The sequence below is a fragment of the Salinivibrio sp. AR647 genome (genome assembly GCF_001995415.1).
GTDB classification, from domain to species: domain Bacteria; phylum Pseudomonadota; class Gammaproteobacteria; order Enterobacterales; family Vibrionaceae; genus Salinivibrio; species Salinivibrio costicola.
Genome location: NZ_MUFE01000005.1, coordinates 220900 through 240470 on the forward strand (window position 1 = coordinate 220900; position 19571 = coordinate 240470).

Annotated in this window: 14 protein-coding genes and 1 riboswitch; of the genes, 11 read left to right on the forward strand and 3 right to left on the reverse strand. The window is 49.0% G+C overall.

Annotation, left to right across the window (positions count from 1 at the left end; genetic code table 11):
- Positions 1-2: 2 nt before the first annotated feature.
- Positions 3-1211, reverse strand: a complete 1209-nt coding sequence (locus tag BZG76_RS07785; protein ID WP_077460967.1) for a ParA family protein — start codon at positions 1209-1211, stop codon at positions 3-5.
- A gap of 1360 nt (positions 1212-2571) precedes the next feature.
- Between BZG76_RS07785 and BZG76_RS07790 the strand changes: the two genes are divergently transcribed.
- The 3 genes from BZG76_RS07790 (at position 2572) to BZG76_RS07800 (ending at position 6551) form a co-directional block, all read left to right on the forward strand.
- Positions 2572-4551, forward strand: a complete 1980-nt coding sequence (locus tag BZG76_RS07790) for a replication initiator protein RctB domain-containing protein (protein ID WP_021024047.1) — start codon at positions 2572-2574, stop codon at positions 4549-4551.
- 327 nt (positions 4552-4878) lie between these two features.
- Complete coding sequence (locus BZG76_RS07795; RefSeq protein WP_077460821.1) at positions 4879-5757, forward strand: DMT family transporter; 879 nt, start codon at positions 4879-4881, stop codon at positions 5755-5757.
- A 167-nt stretch (positions 5758-5924) separates the two neighbouring features.
- Positions 5925-6551, forward strand: a complete 627-nt coding sequence (locus tag BZG76_RS07800; RefSeq protein ID WP_077460822.1) for a GNAT family N-acetyltransferase — start codon at positions 5925-5927, stop codon at positions 6549-6551.
- On the opposite strand, the gene BZG76_RS07805 is transcribed toward BZG76_RS07800, so the two are convergent.
- The gene (locus BZG76_RS07805) at positions 6525-8831 is read right to left on the reverse strand and encodes a bifunctional diguanylate cyclase/phosphodiesterase (protein ID WP_198532310.1); all 2307 of its coding nucleotides are present in this window, start codon (positions 8829-8831) and stop codon (positions 6525-6527) included. The two genes, BZG76_RS07800 and BZG76_RS07805, sit on opposite strands and share 27 nt — an antisense overlap.
- Positions 8832-9247: 416 nt before the next feature.
- Between BZG76_RS07805 and BZG76_RS07810 the strand changes: the two genes are divergently transcribed.
- The 5 genes from BZG76_RS07810 (at position 9248) to thiD (ending at position 15173) form a co-directional block, all read left to right on the forward strand.
- A complete protein-coding gene (locus BZG76_RS07810) occupies positions 9248-10030 on the forward strand; it encodes an HAD-IA family hydrolase (protein ID WP_077460824.1) in 783 nt (260 codons plus the stop codon).
- Between the two features lie 18 nt (positions 10031-10048).
- Complete coding sequence (locus BZG76_RS07815; protein WP_025674936.1) at positions 10049-10312, forward strand: DUF3081 domain-containing protein; 264 nt, start codon at positions 10049-10051, stop codon at positions 10310-10312.
- A 76-nt stretch (positions 10313-10388) separates the two neighbouring features.
- Positions 10389-12260, forward strand: a complete 1872-nt coding sequence (locus BZG76_RS07820; RefSeq protein ID WP_198532311.1) for a sensor histidine kinase — start codon at positions 10389-10391, stop codon at positions 12258-12260.
- The gene (locus BZG76_RS07825; RefSeq protein ID WP_077460826.1) at positions 12257-14086 is read left to right on the forward strand and encodes a putative bifunctional diguanylate cyclase/phosphodiesterase; all 1830 of its coding nucleotides are present in this window, start codon (positions 12257-12259) and stop codon (positions 14084-14086) included. The genes BZG76_RS07820 and BZG76_RS07825 overlap by 4 nt, the downstream gene beginning before the upstream one ends.
- 54 nt (positions 14087-14140) lie before the next feature.
- Positions 14141-14241: riboswitch (TPP riboswitch) on the forward strand.
- 62 nt (positions 14242-14303) lie between these two features.
- Positions 14304-15173, forward strand: a complete 870-nt coding sequence (gene thiD, locus BZG76_RS07830; RefSeq protein ID WP_077460827.1) for a bifunctional hydroxymethylpyrimidine kinase/phosphomethylpyrimidine kinase — start codon at positions 14304-14306, stop codon at positions 15171-15173.
- A 23-nt stretch (positions 15174-15196) separates the two neighbouring features.
- On the opposite strand, the gene BZG76_RS07835 is transcribed toward thiD, so the two are convergent.
- Positions 15197-16222 (reverse strand): ion channel, encoded by a 1026-nt coding sequence (locus BZG76_RS07835; protein WP_077460828.1) that lies wholly within the window; start codon positions 16220-16222, stop codon positions 15197-15199.
- A gap of 174 nt (positions 16223-16396) precedes the next feature.
- Here BZG76_RS07835 and BZG76_RS15625 point away from each other — a divergent pair, with 174 nt between their 5' ends.
- The 3 genes from BZG76_RS15625 to BZG76_RS07850 all read left to right on the forward strand — a co-directional run bounded on the left by BZG76_RS15625 (position 16397) and on the right by BZG76_RS07850 (position 19571).
- The gene (locus tag BZG76_RS15625; RefSeq protein ID WP_077460829.1) at positions 16397-17497 is read left to right on the forward strand and encodes a methyl-accepting chemotaxis protein; all 1101 of its coding nucleotides are present in this window, start codon (positions 16397-16399) and stop codon (positions 17495-17497) included.
- Between the two features lie 80 nt (positions 17498-17577).
- Positions 17578-18480 carry a homocysteine S-methyltransferase family protein gene (locus BZG76_RS07845; RefSeq protein ID WP_077460830.1) on the forward strand — a complete coding sequence of 301 codons (903 nt, stop codon included), beginning with the start codon at positions 17578-17580 and terminating at the stop codon, positions 18478-18480.
- A 467-nt stretch (positions 18481-18947) separates the two neighbouring features.
- Complete coding sequence (locus BZG76_RS07850; RefSeq protein WP_077460831.1) at positions 18948-19571, forward strand: restriction endonuclease subunit S; 624 nt, start codon at positions 18948-18950, stop codon at positions 19569-19571.

Here is a 19571-nt window from a genome sequence, read left to right on the forward strand (position 1 = left end):
TTTTACTCCTGATTGAGCTGAGACCAGTAGCTATGCAGCACACGTTCGAGTTCGAGTCCGACTCGATGCACCGCATCTTGCGCCGTTGATAACGTTTTTTTACCGCCCTCAAAATCTTGTGACGTCAAATCAAATACCGTGCTGTACGTATCGGCACAGGTCTCAAAAGCGCGACTTCGAGGAATCGTCGCCATCATGACCTGCTCACCTAAAAGATAATTCATTTCAGTTAAGACAGAAATCTGTTTTTTATTATCATCTTCAAACATGGTTGGCATTAAACGCACAAATTCTAATCCGTGCCAGTCTTCCGGAAACATCTCATACACTTGGGGAAGATGTTGGAAAAAGTTCACCGTCGATGCCCAATCCAGTCGCTTCGCGGCGCAGGGGATCACTAAAGAGTTAGACGCATACATCGCATTCCAAACCAGTGGATCGATATGAGGTCCCGTATCAATCATAATGATGTCGAACTCATCACTGATTGGATCAATCACCTTCTCTTGCAATAACTCCACCACATTCAGCGACTGGCTGGTTGCTAACGCTTGCCATGCCTCCGCATTAAACATGGCGTCTTCAGGAAAGGCAGCCATGGTTTTCAAATTAGGATATTGTGTCGGCAGCAAGACATTACGCATCATGAAATCTTTGTCAGCAGCCTGGGGCGTATTGTCCAACATCACATCAACGGCAGAATAAATCCCTTCTTGTTCCGTCAAACTGATTTGTGGGTTAAGGAATAATCGCAGCGAGCCTTGCGGATCTAAGTCAATCAAGCAAATGCGATAACGTTTCTCAAGATTCAGCGCCATACAAGCCGCTAAGTGCACCGCACTCATAGACTTGCCGGTGCCCCCTTTTTGGTTTTGAATGTTCACAACCCAAGGTTTGTGCGTCTTGCCTTTACGTTCATGAAACGTCGGAACATTCGCGGCGTCCATAATTTGATGCGCTTCATCCAGGGTAATGGAGTAATGATTGGCATTATTTTTGGTAAATTGATGCCCGTCTTGCTCCATGCGAGAGATCGCTTCATCAAGCTTGCGCCGCGTAAGCCCTGAACGTGTTTCCATTAACGCTTTCGACATGGGCGGAAAGAGCTGATCGTGTCGCTCTTCCATGACAATCTCCACACGATCAGACTGCACTTGTTTTGTCTGCGCCGCGATATTGCGGAGGTTCTCAATCGTCTTTTCCCTATCCATATTCTTTTTCGCCATCACGAGAAATAATTGTCGATTGTACAGCATAATCCATCCAAGACAATAAAAAGGTGAACAAATGCCAATCAAATACAGATCCTGCTCACAATTGTAATTATAGGATGGGGCTGAATATCACCACCATTGATGTCAAACTCAACCAATATTATCAGAGCCAATCATAGTAAGATTTAAAATGTCACAGTGTCACTTATTTACAATGTAAATGGCGAATAAATACGGAAGCTTGTATTTGGTTGGCTAATTTACGGTTGTCGATATTTCAACATTAAACTGACCATTTTTCATCGATATCATCAGTAGGATCGACCCTCTATTACACATTTTGGCGATGTGCGATGAACATTAATGCCATTTGATCCTATTTCCCGAAAGCATGATCAAGGAAAATAAAGCGATGGATTCAATAGCCTTGATCATGCTTTCGTTGATAACATGAGTAGATAGGAAGCATGATCAAGTACGTATTGCGATGAAATCACCAGCAAATTCAACCGCAATGTCTCAATAAGCCTGGGAACGATGATCAAGTTATATTTCTGATTGAATAGTGCCAGTATCTTAACCGGAACGATATATCCAAACCGCTAATTTACGGACAATGTCAGGCGTACCAAGGGATCCAGGACGATCCGTCGCGATTTTCTTTTCCGATCGTACGACTGATGAGAAATGGGCTGACTCTTGAACAACAAGATCATCATACATGATCATTGTTCCGCATCCGGACACATGCTGACTGATGGCGATTATACTGTTAATGTCATTTCAACTTGAGCAGGCGAGACACGACTTTCTCGCCACATTGCTCACAACATAGGCAGCATTCCGTCTGATTGAGCAAAATTCGCATCACTTGATCATTGTTCCATGATGAAAACACGGCTGTTTGGCTCTGATAACACCATCCAAACAAATAAAAGCATTCCGAGGTTGTGGATAACGTGTGGAATACACTTGATCATTGATGCAGTAACTGTTTGATCATTGATGCGATACGCTGATGATCATTGGTTCAGGCCTCACTTGATCATCGTTGGTGAAGTATGTTGATCATGCCTCCAATGCTTTGTTGATCATGCTTTCGAGAAGGTTTATTTTATAATCCCTATAAATCAGTCACCTATAGATTTTTCATCGCCCGGATCATAAGATCAGATCATCAAATTAGATCAGAATAATCATAAAGATCAGTTAAAAGATGCAATAAAAAAGATCTTTCTTTTTGGGTCTATTTTTATTAGGATTTCCCTGGAAGTGTGATCGATTTACGGCTTTCGTCACCTCAACATTAAAGAATAATGCGCTTTGAGTACGCCTGCTATGAAGGATCTTAACTGACATGAGTGCCAGTAAACCGGAAAAAATATTAATAAAAGCACCTCGTTCCCACAAAGACGGGCATCTCTTCGAAGTGCATGGACAACTGGTCGACTGGCTTGCGCAATATGAGCATTTTAAAGGGGTGACCAAAAGCATCTTAGAACTGCTCAATTTGATTTCAGTGCGCGGGTTTTCATCTCAAGATGGCTATGTCTCTACCACAGAACTTGTTGACGCCACCGACGGTCAATTAACACGTGCTGCCATTCAGCAACGATTACGTGCGGCGGTGCAATTAGGCCTTTTTCTTCAGCAGCCGGTTCGTTTTGAAGAAGGGCTGGCAGGTAAAACGATGCTCCACCGCTTTGTCAATCCAAGCCGTCTCATTTCATCACTTGGCAGTGCGGGATTGATGACAGAAAAAAGCCGAGATGAAGTCAAACAAAAACGCTCTAAAGCGCTGGCACAAACGCAAGTAAACCGCCAACTTCTGAGCGAGCACGGACTGGGAACGCCCCCAATGATGCCTGGCGAAAAAGATCAGATTTTGGTTTCTCCAACAAGCTGGGCGGGGATCATTGATCAAGCTTTGGCGCCGCCACGGACAAAAAAAGCCTATCAAAAATCAATGGTTGCGATCAGCGGGACCAAAGCCATTATTGAGACACGATCAGCCAAGTCGATCATGACGGTGGATGATCTGATGACGTTATTCGCATTATTTACGTTAACCGTGCAATACCATGATCACCACTTACCGAATTACGAGCTACAAACCCAATCGATTGGCAATAAAACCCCCATTTACATCACTGATATTTTGCAACTACGGGGTAAAAAAGACAGTGGACCGGCACGTGATGCAATCCGAGAAAGCATCGATAGAATCGAGTTTACGGATTTTCAACTCCACGAATTGACCGGCCGTTGGCTGAGTGAAAACATGCCTGAAGGGTTTAAAAGTGATCGCTTCCGCTTTTTAGCTCGGACCATTACCGCATCAGAGGAAGCACCAAAAGAAGGTGAAGATGGGGAAGTTAAAATTAAACCCAATCTGTATATCCTGGTGTGGGAGCCGTCGTTTTTTGAAGAATTGATGACGCGTGATTACTTCTTCTTGTTCCCGCCTGAAATTTTGCGTCAGCATACACTGGTATTCCAGCTCTATTCGCTCTTCAGAAGCCGTATGTCACGTCGTTTGGAAGATTCGATGCTACTGAGCGAGTTAAACCAAAAAATGGCGCGTAACATTGAATGGCGACGTTTTTCGAGTGATTTGATTAGAGAGCTTCGAAAACTGGCAGAAGGCAAAGTCACTGAATCGATTTTTGCGGTAAACCTCTGGGGATATCACCTAACGCTGACACGCGAAGACGATGAAAAAAAATATCCGGATTACCGGATGGATATTAAATGTAATGTCGATGAAGTGATCCGTTACTCCCGCGCTAAAATGTATAACGAAGGTAAACGCTCGCTAGCGCCAACCATGCCAAACCCATTGCGCAACGAGATCTTACCCAGCCAAGACCTTGATCAACTGTCCGGGATCATCGATGGCGAGTTTGAGCCTATCCAACGCAAAGAGAAAACCAGCGGCCGTTTGGGGCGCCGTGTTAAGCAACGCAAGCATCTGGTTGAGATCAATGCTGACGAGCTGACCATCGTTCTCTCTAAATATACCTCAGAAGAGGCGTTACAACGCAGTATCACCGCGCTCTCAGCAATGACAGGGCATCCGTCTTCAGTGATCACTGAAGAGTGTCAAGGTTATCTAGAAAAGCTTGATTGGTTACGCGTAGGTGATCAAGTGGTGCCTTATGAAACACTCAGCCGTACGATTGAATTTTTTAATCAGCAACAGCAGGAACGTCACCTATCTATTGAGAAATTAATCTCAGGGTTAGCGGTGCGCCGTAAAGTGTGTCAACGCGTGTTTGACGGCCACCTGGATGGGCAAGTGCTTAGAGCGTTAGATGACATTGCAATGAGTGGCTAACAACCCCGTTATTTTGCACAGGCTTGACGCATAACTGACATGCATTCACGGATTGGCGTTAATATAGCTCCCGATAGATACCTTTGTCCTATTTGATGTCTTCATGACATCGTTTGGCTAAATGCTTGCCGAGCGGGCCCTTGCCCGCTTTTTTTCCGATTGTTTTTTCGCGTAGTTGTACCTTGTATTGCTTGCACAACCCATTCGACATGGTCGCCTATCATAGTCCCCCCCCTAACTGTTTCTATCGACTTGGTTTCATTCTTCTATTTACACTGTAAACTGCCTGTTTTAATTACACGCGATTCGCGTTTCAATGAGGCAGTTATGCCGGTTCTGTTGCCATTTGCCGCGGTTTTTATTTGGTCGGTGAATACCATCGTAAACAAAATGTCAGTGGCGGTCATTGCACCTGGTGCGATGGCCTTTTACCGTTGGTTCTTTGCCATCTTGGTGCTCACTCCCTTTTGCCTACCTACCCTATGGCGTCAGCGGCGTGCGGTGATAACCTACGCGCCGCGGCTTGCCTTACTCGCCTTACTTGGCATGGTCACAAACCAGTCTGTCGCCTATTTTGCTGCGCAAACCACCACAGCGACGAATATGGCATTGATCATGTCTTTGGTCCCAATGCTCAGTCTCTTTATGAGCATTCAACTACTGTCTCAGCCACTTACAGTGCGAGCCATTGTCGGTGCAGGGTTATCTATCTCTGGGCTGATTTATATGCTGACAATGGGAAAACCACTAACGTTGTTGACCAGTGGGGCAACCATTGGCGATGGGCTCATGTTAATTTGTGCCTCGTCGTATGCACTGTATTGTGTGTTATTGAAACGATGGTCGATGGCGATTTCTAATTGGGTCTCCGTTTATGTGCAGGCCTTATTCGCGGTAATCATGCTGATCCCCGTGCTTTTGGCAGCACCCAGCCAAAACATTGCGACTGAAGCCTACCCATTAGTGGGATTTGCCGCCTTAGGCGCATCGGTGCTGGCACCGGCAATCTGGCTACAGGCGATCGCGCTCAATGGGGCCAGTCGCACCGCAATGTATATGAATCTATTACCGGTGATGACGGCAATAATCGCCGTCATCTGGCTAGGGGAAGTCTTAACGCCATATCATATTATCGGGGGAGGATTTGTCTTATTGGGCGTTGGGCTGTCTCAGCAATCGACGCGCCAAACTGTCCGTCAACGCTGATAAGCGTCTACACTTTCAAAAAGAAAGTGAGACGGAGGTAGCCAATGTGGTGGTTAATTGAGTTAAACTGGATGCCTTTATGGGTAACCCCCACCATGCGTCGCTCTGACGTGTCAGAGCCGTCGCCGATCGTATGGTAACAAGGAGCAGGAGAGCAATAAGCCTACATGGACGTCGACTTATCCCATCACGCTGCGGTGAGTATTCGCGCAGCACAGCGTCAAGAAGCGCGCTATTTTTGGCATAATATCTACCATTCCCGTGCGTGGAAGCAATACGACGCGCCTTACAGTCCTATTGAGCCGGTATCCTATTGGTCGTTTCGGTTTGGCCTTTTCCGGCGTTTTCTTGCAGGAGATACCGCTCAAGTTATCTGCGTTGATAACAAGCCCGTCGGTTACGTCACTTATTATTGGGAAGACAAGCGCACGCGATGGCTTGAAGTGGGGATCACCATCTTTGATCCCGCATGTTGGGGAAAAGGAACAGGGCGGCAAGCGCTGACACTATGGATAGACCAACTGTTTGCCCGCCACGCGGTGAATCGCATAGGCCTAACGACCTGGTCCGGGAATATTGGCATGATGCGGTGCGCCAGAGCGCTAGGCATGCGCGAAGAAGGGCGTTTACGTGCTGTCCGCTACTATCAAGGTGAATATTACGATTCACTGCGCTATGGCGTCTTACGTGAAGAATGGCTGCAAAGCCAGGTCTCCGTCGCGCAACAAAAAACGGCAGCCCAAACAGCCTCTCTCCAATCGGCCGCATCAGTTGCGTACCAGCCGAATACATGAATTTAGATTGGGCGAAATCCAAGTTTCAATTGCCTGGCGTTCAATAGGGCGGGATAACACATAGCCTTGGAGGTAGTCGCATTGATGCTCGCGTAGCCAACAGAGTTGCTGTTTGGTTTCTACTCCTTCTGCGACAACAGTCAGTCCCACCGCGTGAGCCATCGCAATCATTCCTCGACATAAAGGCGCCGCTTTTCCATGGGGTTGGTCAATGCCCATAATAAAACTGCGATCCATTTTGATGACATTAAACGGATATTGTCTTAGCAAAGAAAGTGATGAATAGCCGGTGCCGAAGTCATCGAGATATAACGAAATCCCAAGTGCATGAATACGTTTCAAATTACGCTGCACGTTGTCAGAATGTTCAAGCACTGCAGTCTCGGTCATCTCGAGCCCAAGGCAATGTGGATCAAAGCGATGGGCGGCAATTAACGCGGCAATATCGTCTGCAAAAGTCGGAGATTGACACTGTTTGGCCGAGACATTCACAGTAATCGATGGGCTTTGCCCGGGAGGTAAGCGCAAGTGCCAATTCTCTAACACCTCAGCGACTTGCTCCAATACCCATTGACCTAATTCATTGATATAACCCGTTTCTTCGGCTATTGGAATAAACTCCGCCGGTGATATTGTGCCCAGCGTGGGATGCTCCCATCGCAGTAGTGCTTCTGCATGACTCAATTGTTCGCTATGGCTATCAAAAATGGGTTGGTATACAAGATGAAATTGATGATGTTCGAGCCCTTTCTTTAAGTCTTGCTCCAAAATAAAGCGTTGTTGGACCTTTGCGAGCATCGCCGGTTGAAAAATAGCCACGCGTTCACGGGTTTGTTTTGCGTGATACATAGCAATATCGGCTTGTTGGATAATATCAGTCACCGATTTATTTGATTGGCCGACTGAAGCGATACCGATACTGGCAGATATATTTATCACATGATTTTCGATGTAATAGGGGGTACTTAGCGTTTGAACCAGTTGCTTAGCTTTGGTTTGCGCCAAGGCCAAGGAGCTATCAGCGTGGAGCAGTACAACAAACTCATCACCACCAAACCGATAAACACGATCGTCTGTTACTGCTTTCTGAAGCCGTTTCCCCAACTTTTTGAGTAAGGTGTCGCCAGTTACATGACCGAGTGAGTCGTTGACGACTTTAAAATTGTCCAGATCAATAAATAATAATGTGATGCTATCTGAAGGTTCCGCACTGATTGAATGTACGGCTCTCTTTAGTGCTTTATCCAGTGCAGTGCGATTAGCAAGTCCAGTCAAGCTATCATGATGGGCTTGATGGGTTAACTGTTGCGTTTGTTGACTCACTATCTGTTTTGCCAGTAAAAGGCGATTGGCATAGGACCAAAAACTAGCAAGAATCGATAGCCCGAGAGATAAAACAAGTACACCAACCACACCGGCATAAATCAGATCCGTGTGTAACTCCCTAATATCGGTAAAGGTGACGAGTAATCCCTCCTCACTACCGGCAATAGGAATCGATATTGCCGACGAATGGCTGTTGTACCATTGATTGAGCGTGCTTGATGAATGCGTACTAAAGACAGATTGATGACCAAATGCCTCCTGAGCGACCATGCCGACACTAGGCCCAGGCGTCTTGCTTTGCCACAACGCGGGTAAAAATCTATCAAAATATAGGGTGGTAGAAAGAAAACCGAGTAGCTTTCCATCCCGTTCAGTAATTGGTGCAAACCACCGTATGCCGTGGCCTTGCTCGTCATGAAAAAGCCGCGCCTCAGGGTGACGATTAAAATATGCCCGCTCCATGGTTTGGGTATTGTCACACTGAGAATCTGCTCGCCAGCCTAAATAGCCCTCTTCAGCGGCTTGTGGTGACACATACAAAGCGGGAAACGTATCGCTACGCATGACCCACCGACAGACCTGCTCGTTTAAAGGAGGGAAAGGATGATACTGATCTTGTTGGGCCGCAAATTGTGCTAACTCAGCGCGATTAACTCGAGGGAGCCACATGACGCTGTTGAGTCCAGATTGCTTTTGGGTGTGATTATCGATGAAAGCGTGGAATTTTTCGCGTGTTGGCCCATTTTCTTGCTGCAAATACAATTGTGCTGACAACTGAAGTTCATAGAGCTGTGAAAAAGATTGACCTAATGAATAACGGTATTTTTCAACCTCGGCTGAGAAACGACTCTGCTGGCGTTGATTTTCTAGTGTGTAAACTGACCAGCTAGCGACGCTTGCCACGGCTAACACAAGGAGATAGCGCCACAAAGGCTGCTTAGGCAGATATCGCATAAAAATACATCGACTGTCACTACTGAGTGCCACACGATACGGCGCGATTATGACAATCACGACGCAAACGTATGTCACTTTTGTGAAAGCCATCAGGTAATAATACACCACACCCTTAAATAAAAAGTCAAAAATATGACGGTTTTTTATACAGGTTTAACGTCGGTATCATCGCCAATCAAGATCTAAAAGTGTGACTTTGATCACCACGATGTTAGTGGCTTGATTCAACACTGAAGTTTGTACTTTACCGGTCATTTATCCATTTTCTTTTCCATGATCCCAAATATTATCCGTCGTATTTTGATAGGACGACGCTAGCTTCTCTGCTAACGTTGAAACGTCATTGGATTCGATTTATGAACCAGTTCTATCTTTTTTAATTTTATTAAAATTATGAATAAAAAGGGGTTTTTATGGTTAAGTTAGAGAGCGTCTCTGCGGTATGCTTTGACTTAGACGGCACACTCGCAGACCCTTTTGACGATCTGTATGAGGCGGTTAGCGGTATGTTACGTGGCTTAAGCTTGCCTGATGAAGATCCTCATGCAATAAAAGATTGGATTGGTGATGGGGCGGATTTATTGATCCACCGCGTGTTAACTCGACACATCGACGGGCGCGTATCGACCCGCGTGCTAAACCAAGCGCGCGCGCTCTTTTTGTCCTCATACCTAGGCAGTAAACCGCCAAAAACTCGACTGTACCCGGGCGTGCTTGCGTGCCTTGAAACCTTATCGCAGCGCCACATCCCGATGGTGTGCACCACAGATATGCAAACGGCGCATGCTAACAGCTTACTGCGAGCACTTGGCGTTGGGCATTTTTTCACCCGGATATTGGGTGCCGATGCAATGTCTGTTGGCAAGCCGGATCCGGACGGTATTTACGAAGCGGCCGCCATACTTGGCGTTTCACCCTTGGAACTGCTGGTGGTGGGGGATTCGGTCAGCGATGTGCATGCGGCTCGCGCCGCTGGCTCGCCAGTGATTTGTGTTAACTATGGCTATAATTACGGTACAGGGATCCAAAAGGCCTGTCCGGACACTACCCTTGATACATTGGCCAGTTTGCCCAATATCATTGCAAGGCCCAATCGTTTGGGTGTACCGGGACAGGGTGTCACCGCCCCACCGGTATTAGCAGGCTCACTGCGTGGTCGTGCAATGCGACCTAAAGGGGGCGCACAATTTCGATAATATAGCCAGGAGGGAAGCGTGAAAAACGAACTCGATCCGACCCATCTGCTTCGCGCGTTTGAGATAGTCACGGAGTTTGGTGAGAAAATAGAAGATGGACACCGCTTAGATGGCATTGACGCTTTCTCAGATTATGACGGCTATACCATTTATTTAGCAGGAAATGGGGTACAGTTACGTGTGGGGTTTCACAATACGTATCATCTCGACTACGAGCATGAGAACCTTAAAGAGCAGTTCCTGAAAAAGGTCGATGCGCTAGTCAAAAACTATAAAAGATAGCGACGGATAGGCAATGCATGCCGGACCGTCACACGCCCCACAATGGGGCGTTTTTTATAGGTCAAAGGCAGGGAGCATGGACAGCGAACCAATCACCACAAACCGAACACGCGGGACTCAAGCCCATTATCAAGCGTTAGTCAACAGCGCGGCAGCCGCGATCTTGGTGATTGATGAACGCGGCATTATTTTAGATGCGAACCCGTTCACCCACCGATTATTGGGTTATCACCCGCAACAGCTAATCGGAAAGAATGTTGATTGTTTAATGCCGTCGGAGCACCAAGGGAAGCATGACCATTATTTACGGCAATATATAACAACAGGCCAGGCAGCCATTATCGGTACCGGCCGGCGGGTTGAGGCACGGCATCAAGCGGGGCATGTGGTCCCCATTCATCTTGCGGTCAGTGAAGTGTGGGTTGAAGACCGGCGAGAGTTTATTGGCATTATGTCTGATATGCGCGCGCTGACTCAGGCTCAGACGCGTATTAAACACGAACGCAATCAACTCAAAACCATTATTAATGCGATCGCCAATCCTGTTTTTGTCCGAGAGCTGGGCGGACGATATTCGCTTGCAAATTACGCCTGCCTACAAGCATTAAATGTCGAGCATGTTGAACAGCTTGCTGAAGCAATTCATGGTGCCTTGCCTGAGGGAATGCACGAAACCCTCAATGCGCTTGATCACCAACTGACGCTCGATGGTGAACCCGTTCATGTCGATGTGACATTAAGAGATGGTCGGACTTTTAAGCTCGCTAAAACGCTTATTCGCCACGTAGAGGGAGAGCCTTACGCCATCGTGACTGTTGGCTATGATGCCACACCATTGCTGCAAGCGAAGCACGAGGCAGAACGCGCCAATCAAGCCAAAAGTGATTTTCTCTCTGCCATGAGTCATGAGCTGCGCACGCCTTTAAACAGTGTGCTCGGTTATGCGCAACTACTACAACGATCCTCTTCTCCTCGCTTGACGGAGACGCAACGGCAATATGTCGATCAAATTCACCAAAGTGGTCGCCACTTACTCACCTTAATTAATGATGTGCTGGATCTTGCCAAACTTGAGGCAGGAAAAACGGTGGTCAATGTCACCTGGTATCCGGTTCGCGCCCTTGTCAGTGATGCCGTTCGAACACTACTCCCGCTCGCACAGCAACAGCACGTTGAGTTAGATGAGTGCCTACCGGCGGATCTGAGTGGCGATCTGTATGTGGATCCAACCCGTTTCAAACAAGTGTTGATCAATTTACTCAGCAACGCGATTAAATATAACCATCCTCAGGGGCGAGTATGGGTTGAAGCCAGTCATCCATCGTCAACCTTGACGATCTCTGTATCAGATACCGGGATCGGTATTGCTGAAAATCGGTTAAACCATCTTTTTGAGCCTTTTAACCGCTTGGCCGCCGAACAATCACAGATTGAAGGGGCAGGTGTGGGGTTAGCGGTGAGCCATCAATTGGTTGTGCAAATGCAAGGCGAGATGTCAGTAAAAAGCCAGCCAGGCAAGGGCAGTTGTTTTGCAGTAACGTTCCCTTACCGAGCGTCGACGCGACCTGACGATCAAGGTTGTACGTGTCTCCGCGTGAGCCAGCCGCATCGCGTGCTCTATATTGATAATAACAGTGCCCGCCAGCGCCTGATGACCGATTGCTTTGAAGATTGGCCAATGTTGACACTCTATCATGCGCATGGGTTGTCACTGGCTGAGGCTGTTGCGCTCGCGTCTCCGCCATCGTTAGTCATTATGGCGGCTGATAGCGTTGCGGCAACGCCCGAACAAATACAAGCACAATTTGGCGACAACCCACTCATTGTTCTGACTGACAACCCATGCGACGAACCACATAACAAACCGACATTACGACGTTTATCGCTGCCGCTCTCGTCAGCGGACTTGGCTGAGGCCATACAATTATTATTAGAGGAGAGGCTATGACAAAGGATCCGTCACAAGCACATATACTGATCATTGATGATCGACCGGAAAACATTCACTTACTGTCTACCATGCTCAAGCAAGCCGGTTATCAACAGCTGAATGGGCTCACCGATCCTCGCCTTGTTACCGATGCTCTCTCCCCCGTTCCCGACCTGATTTTACTCGATATGCGGATGCCGCAGCGCTCTGGCTTACTGGTGCTGGATGATCTTAATGACGCTTTAGATGAGCATTGCCCGCCCGTGATGGTACTCACCGCAGATAATGACCTGAATTTGCGTAACCAAGCGTTATGCCGTGGCGCGATTGATTACATCAGCAAACCCTTTGATCACGATGAGGTGTTGCAACGGATTCAAAACCTTTTGTATCTGCAATTGAAAACCCGTAAAGAGCGCGATCAAGCGGCACGGCTGCAAATGCTGGTTAACAAACAAACGGCGGCTTTACGCGCGCTTTCTTTGACCCATCCGTTAACCGGGCTACCAAATCGTCGCGCATTATTAGATGCCGCTGAGCGCCAGCTGAGCAAAGGGCCGGTGACTGTGATGATGATTGCCTTAGATGGCATGGAAGCGGTGACCAAACACCAAGGTCATTTAATGACAGAGGCACTATACAAACAAGTGGCCAATCTGCTAGCCAATAGTACAGTGGCGCGCCCACATCGCATTGGCGTTTGGGATAGCACACGACTGGTGATGCTGATTGAAGAACACGATAACCATGCCGTAGAAAAAGCCGCGCGCATCAATCGGTTGATCAGCGGACATCACACGCTCGATGGGCGTTTAATGTTTTTACGTTGCCACATTGGTATCAGCCGCACGGAGCTTGAGACACAAGATGTGGCGCAACTGTTTCGTCAAGCCATTTTAGCGATTCCGACGGATGACCAACTTATCGGCGAATATCAGCCTGAGCTTGACAGCCAAGCTCAGCGCGCGCATTTGATTCGCACCGAATTAGGGCCAGCACTGCAAAGCGGACAATTATCACTGGTGTATCAACCCAAATGGCGATTAGACGGCGGTTTGATGATAGGCGCGGAAGCGCTGTTGCGTTGGCAGCATCCGACCCTTGGGGCCATCAGTCCGGCGGAATTTATCCCCATCGCCGAACGCAGCGCAGACATGATCCAACTGGGCGACCACGTACTGGTGATGGCCTTAGCCGCGGTTGAATGTTGGCGAAAAAATAAACTGATCAACGATAGCTTTCACCTGTCAGTCAATGTTTCTGCCCAGCAGTTTCGCCCCGGCTTTGCTGACAGCGTCTTAGCTCGGTGCCAGGCAGTTGATGTCCCTTTGCATCTGATTCAATTAGAGGTGACAGAATCAGCACTGATCCAGCACATGTCGGTGGCACTGAAAGAGCTACAACAATTGCGAGATGCAGGCATGCATATTGCCCTCGATGACTTTGGCACCGGCTACAGCTCGCTCAGTTACCTTAAACAGTTACCGGTCGATTGGGTCAAACTTGATCGCAGCTTTATCCAAGACTTGGCTACCAACGCCAGTGATAAGCATTTGGTGGGTAGCGTGATTGATTTGGCCCATGGCTTTGGTCATGGTGTGGTCGCCGAGGGCGTCGAAAAAGAGGACCAGCAGTATGTGCTACAAACCATTGGCTGCGACCAAGTGCAGGGCTTTTTATACGCACGGCCCCTAATCCAAGAGGGATTTGAACAACTGCTTAAAACCGCCAACCAAGGCAACGCGACCATTAATAACAACGCGACGATCAATAGCAATGCGACGATCAATAGCAATGCAACCATTAATAGCAATGCAACCAGCAATAATAATGAGATAGCCTAAACGCGCAATTAGCACCCTCATACTTGCGCTTTATCACTAAGGTTTATATTCTGACCGTGTTAGTCGGGGAGCAAGCAATTGCTGAGACTGCGAAAGCAGGACCCGTAGAACCTGATCCAGTTAGCACTGGCGGAGGGAACTGACGTGCTCAGCACACAAGGTCGCGCCATCGTGCGTGGTTTTGTCTCCTTCCGCCCCTCATGATTAAGGGGCCAATATGAACCAATCACCACCTGTTATTCTCACCATCGCCGGCTCAGACAGCGGTGGGGGGGCTGGTATTCAAGCCGATATTAAAGCGATTTCAGCCACGGGCGGCTATGCCTGCTCGGCGATCACCGCCTTAACTGCACAAAATACCTGTGGCGTTGAGGCCGTCTCGCCGGTCGACCCAGCGTTTGTTCGCGCGCAACTGAACGCTGTGTTATACGACATGCCGGTACGTGCCGTGAAAATCGGCATGCTCGCCAACCAAGCGATTATTCGCGAAGTAGCCGCTGTGCTCGCGCGCTCCCCGCACTTACCGGTCGTGCTCGATCCGGTCATGATCGCCACCAGCGGCGATCCGTTATTAGATGATGACGCCATGGATGCACTGATCAATACGTTGATCCCGCGCGCGACCATTTTAACCCCCAACTTGCCAGAAGCCGCGCGTTTAACCGGGCGTCCTGTTCCGACAACCACCGAGGAGATGTACGCCTTAGTGCCGGCACTGCGCAAGCTCGGATGTCCGTATGTGATGCTAAAAGGTGGGCATTTGCATCATGCGCCAGAGAGTCTGGATGTGTGGATTAGCCGAGATACGTGTCAAACCCTGAGTGCACGCCGCATTGAAACGCCTAACACCCATGGCACAGGCTGTTCACTGTCCGCGGCGATTGCCTCGTTTTATGCGCAGGGACTGACACCCATTGACGCCGGGCGAGCGGCTAAGCGTTATCTCACTGACGCCTTAGCGCATAGCCAACAGTTAACCGTTGGAAGAGGGGCAGGGCCGGTACATCATTTTTTCGCCTACCCCGCTGATGAGAGTGTTTATTTATCCAAGCATGCGTTGGTTGAATCGCATGCTCTCGTTGAATAATGCACTTTGATTAAATAGCGTGCTTACGCGGCGGACCAATGCGGCAAGCGCTGGGCGGCGATATAAAAAAGACGGTCGCCCGGCAATACTTTTGTCCCCATTGGCGGGTTTAAGATAATACCTTGGCCTTGGTCGATCCCAATTAAGGTGGCGTCATATTCTTGCTTGAGCTGACCAAAGAGATCGCCGGTATCGATTTCTGTTGCGTTACTCGGATAACGAGCACAGTATTGCGTCATCCCTTGTGACGTGCTCAAAAGCTCATGATGCAACTGACTTGAACCGGGATCCACCGCCGCTTTTGCTAGCATTTCGACCGACACCGACGGCACACATTCCGCATGCGGGTAGTGCTGTTTGAGGATTTGGCTTATCGCATCATCTTGAAAATAAGCCAATAAATGCGCTGACGGATTTTTATGTGCGCAGAACAGAGCCGCTGACAAAGTAATATCATCTTCTGGGTTATCAATAATAATACTCGAGGCATGCTCGACCTTGGCGCGGGCAATGCCTTCAGCATCGGTAAAACTTGCCACGCGCACAAATTCCACCTCACCAGGCAGTGGGTTTTCGATTTCTGCGCGTGCACAAAGCACAATCGGGCGCTCACCGTGTACTCCGCTTTGCAATAAACGAATTAGCTGTATCGTACGTTGTCCGTTCCAGCCTAAGATAAGAAGATGATTTTTCACACTAATACTCCGTTTTCCTTGTAACCCGCGTCGCCAATAATCCACCAGTGATCCGGTGACATGCCCAATCACCACCGCAAACAACCCTAAGCCGCCGGGAATAATCCAAAAAGACGTGATCCATTGCCCCCACTCAGTAACGGGGGAATAATCGCCGTAGCCAACGGTCGAGGCCGTCACAATCAAGTAATACACATAGCGGCTCAGCGACTGGGTCATCGCGGTCTCGCCCGCCCCATATAAAAGTAGCCAGCCAATCACGCCATAGGCGAGTACCACCAAGCCGAGCATACGCCCGTTCAAATGGGCGAAGCGACTGATAATCCAACGTTTAAAAAGCAACCAAAAGGTCATAAATTTTCGCTCATTCACTTCAGTGATCGCAGTATGAAGTGATTTGCGTCAGGTTTACAGTGTAAATCAGGCGCTTGGCGTCAATGCGATCACACTTTGCTTGGATAATCCTACAAAGCCAATTTAAAGCGTTAAAATATTATAAAAAGCTTAATTACATCATTAGGAGTCAGCGTGTTTATATCTCGGCGTCAACTTGAACAAGAGCAGCAAATGCAGGTTGCTCTGCAGCAAAAAATTGAGCAAATTAATCATACCATCGACGCGCTGAATGCAGAGAAAGGCGCATTGCAGGCAGAGCTGGATACCGTCGCGAAAAAACGCCAAACCGGCAAAGCGATCGACGCCAACTTATGCCACTTTGGTGATTCGATCAACGCCACCCAATCCTCTCTGGCCACCTTGGCGGACACCATTAACGGTGAAAAAGAGCGTGTGACCGAAGTGAGCCATCAAGCGGCATCATGCGCCGAGCAAGTCAATGACCTTGCGCGTCATGTACAGTCGTTATCTTCGCAATGTCAGCAATCGTCGGAAGCGATTCGCTCGCTCGATCAACACGCCCAAGAGGTGAGTGGCATTGTCAATTTGATTCGTGATGTCGCCGATCAAACCAACCTGCTGGCGTTAAACGCAGCCATTGAAGCGGCACGCGCCGGTGAGCAGGGCCGAGGGTTTGCGGTGGTTGCCGATGAAGTACGCAACCTTGCCGAGCGCACGTCCACTGCCACCCAAGATATTACCCAGCTGGTGGAAAAAATTCGTGCGGGCAGCAGCCATGCGTGCACGCTCACCGATACCCTTGCCACTGAAGCCATTCAATACAGCGAACAAGGCCAACAGGTTGCCGATGCCATGGCCACCCAAAGTGAGCAAGCACAGCACAGCCGCACCACCATTAAAGCCTCTGCACTGCGCGCCTTTTGTGAACTGGCAAAACTTGACCATATCAGCTTTAAATTTGCGATATACCGCGTGGTATTGGGCGAAGACAGCATGATGGCGGACGATGTCACCGATCACACCCAATGCCGACTCGGCCAGTGGTATAACCATGGTGAAGGGCAGCAATATTTTGGGCAGTTGCAAACGTTTAAAGCCATTTCCGCGCCTCACGAGCAAGTGCACACCCATGCCAAGGCTGCGGTGGCGGCGTTTCATGCTCAACAACCGGATCAAATGGTCACCGCATTAAAAGAGATGGAAAACGCCAGCATGACGGTGATCGATAAGCTTGAACATCTCGCAATAGAAGGGAGTGAAGAGGTGGCGTAACAACGGGGTGTTAAATCGACGAGCTCATGGTAATCTCAAGTCAAACCAAGGAAAGATGGCCGAAGGAGGCTGAAGTAACCATGACGTCGATTGCACTACTCGATGGTGGCCTAGGGCAAGAAATTTATCAACGTGGCCCCGATGTGAGCTCTAAGCTTTGGTCGGTCGCGGTGATGTTAAAACATGCCAATATTGTCAAAGACGTGCACAAAGATTTTATCCGTGCCGGCGCGAAAACACATACCCTAAATACCTATCCTGCGACACCCACACGTCTGGCCAAAGCGGGGTTGAGCGATAAAATCAACACCATTTATCAAAAAGCCTTCGAAGCGCTACAGCAAGCCGTGGATGAGACAGGCGCCGATGTCGATATTGCCGGTTGTTTGCCACCGCTGGTGGGCAGCTACCTCGGCCAGCCGCAACGCAGCTTTAATGACATGAAAGCCGAGTTTTTGCATATTGCCCGCTTGCAGCCTCATGTAGATGTGTTTTTAATCGAAACCATGACCAACACCCTCGAAGCGCGCGCGGCCTGTGCTGCGGCCCAAGAGCAAGGCAAACCCTATGGCGTCGCGTTTCGGTTAGAGGCAGCAGGCACCTTGCGCTCGGGCGAGTCACTTGAACAAGCGATGCACGCCGTGGCCGAGTATGCCCCAACCGCGGTGATGCTAAACTGTTGCGATCCTGCCGTGCTGACCACCGCCATGCCGCAAATGGCGACCCAAGCTAACATTGTCGGTGGCTATGCCAACGCCTTTAAATCGGTAGAAGACATGGCCAAAGGCAGCAAAGCCGATGCCCTAGAAGCGCGTGAAGATCTTTCACCCTTAGTCCACACCGAACGTGTACAACAATGGATTGCCGACGGCGCCCTGGTGGTCGGCGGCTGCTGTGAAATCACCCCCGCCCATATCCAACACCTCGCGCAAACCCTTGAACAGTCCCACGAGATCATCAAGTTTTCGCAGTTGAGGGGTTAAGGCTTTAACGCGTTCCCACGCGCCGGCGTGGGAATGCATACTGTAGCCGGTGTACCACTCGTTCCCACGCTCCTGCGAGGGAATGCATACCGTAGCTAATGCACCACTCGTTCCCACGCTCCGGCGTGGGAATGCATACTGTAGCCAATTCACCACTCGTTCCCACGCTCCTGCGAGGGAATGCATACCGTAGCTAATGCACCACTCGTTCCCACGCTCCGGCGTGGGAATGCATACTGTAGCCAATTCACCACTCGTTCCCACGCTTCTGCCGCGTGCTCTAAGAGCTGGTTCAACTCAGATGGCTGGTGAGCAGGGTAGTTGTCTGCAGGGGTGAACAGGGGAGTGTGATTAGTTGAAAAAGCGAAAAAGCGAAGCGTGAGCCGTTTTAAAAAACCATACATCTTGCCTAATGATGCATGTTGAATTACGATACTCCAATATTATTGCATCATTGAGCATACTGCATGAGCGAGCAGCCCAAACAAAAACGCCCTCTGCGCAGCTTGGCGACTATCCAGCCTGGCTACCCGTTCCGGGGAAAGCTCCCCATCGATAGCAACGGGGACGCTTACGTGGTGCAGTTCCGGCACATTGTTCTCGGCGAGCGCTTGAGTGACAAAGACGGAAAAGCCCTCGACCGGGTCAAGCTGCCGGGCCGAAAGCCCCCCAATTATCTTTGCCCCAGCGACCTGATATTCATGGCTAAAGGCACTCGTAACCATGCGGCAGTGATAGCCGACGTTCCTAGCAATACAGTGTGCACGCCAAACTTTTATCACATACGCCTAAAACCGGAGGTGGCGCGGCTCTTGCCCGAGTTTCTGGCCTGGCAGCTCAACCATGTAGATGCCCAGCGGTACTTTGCCTCTTGCTCCCAAGGCTCGGCGGCACCCAGCATTACCAAATCACAACTGGGTGACTTACCCATCGTCATACCATCCATTGAACAACAGAAGCTGATGGTCAAGCTATCCGATGCTGCCACCAGTGAGCAAAAACTTTTGAGTCAGTTAATGGAAAACCGACGGCGCATGCTTGATGCTGTCGGACACCATATTCTTCATCCGGATCACTCCACAGGAAATTGA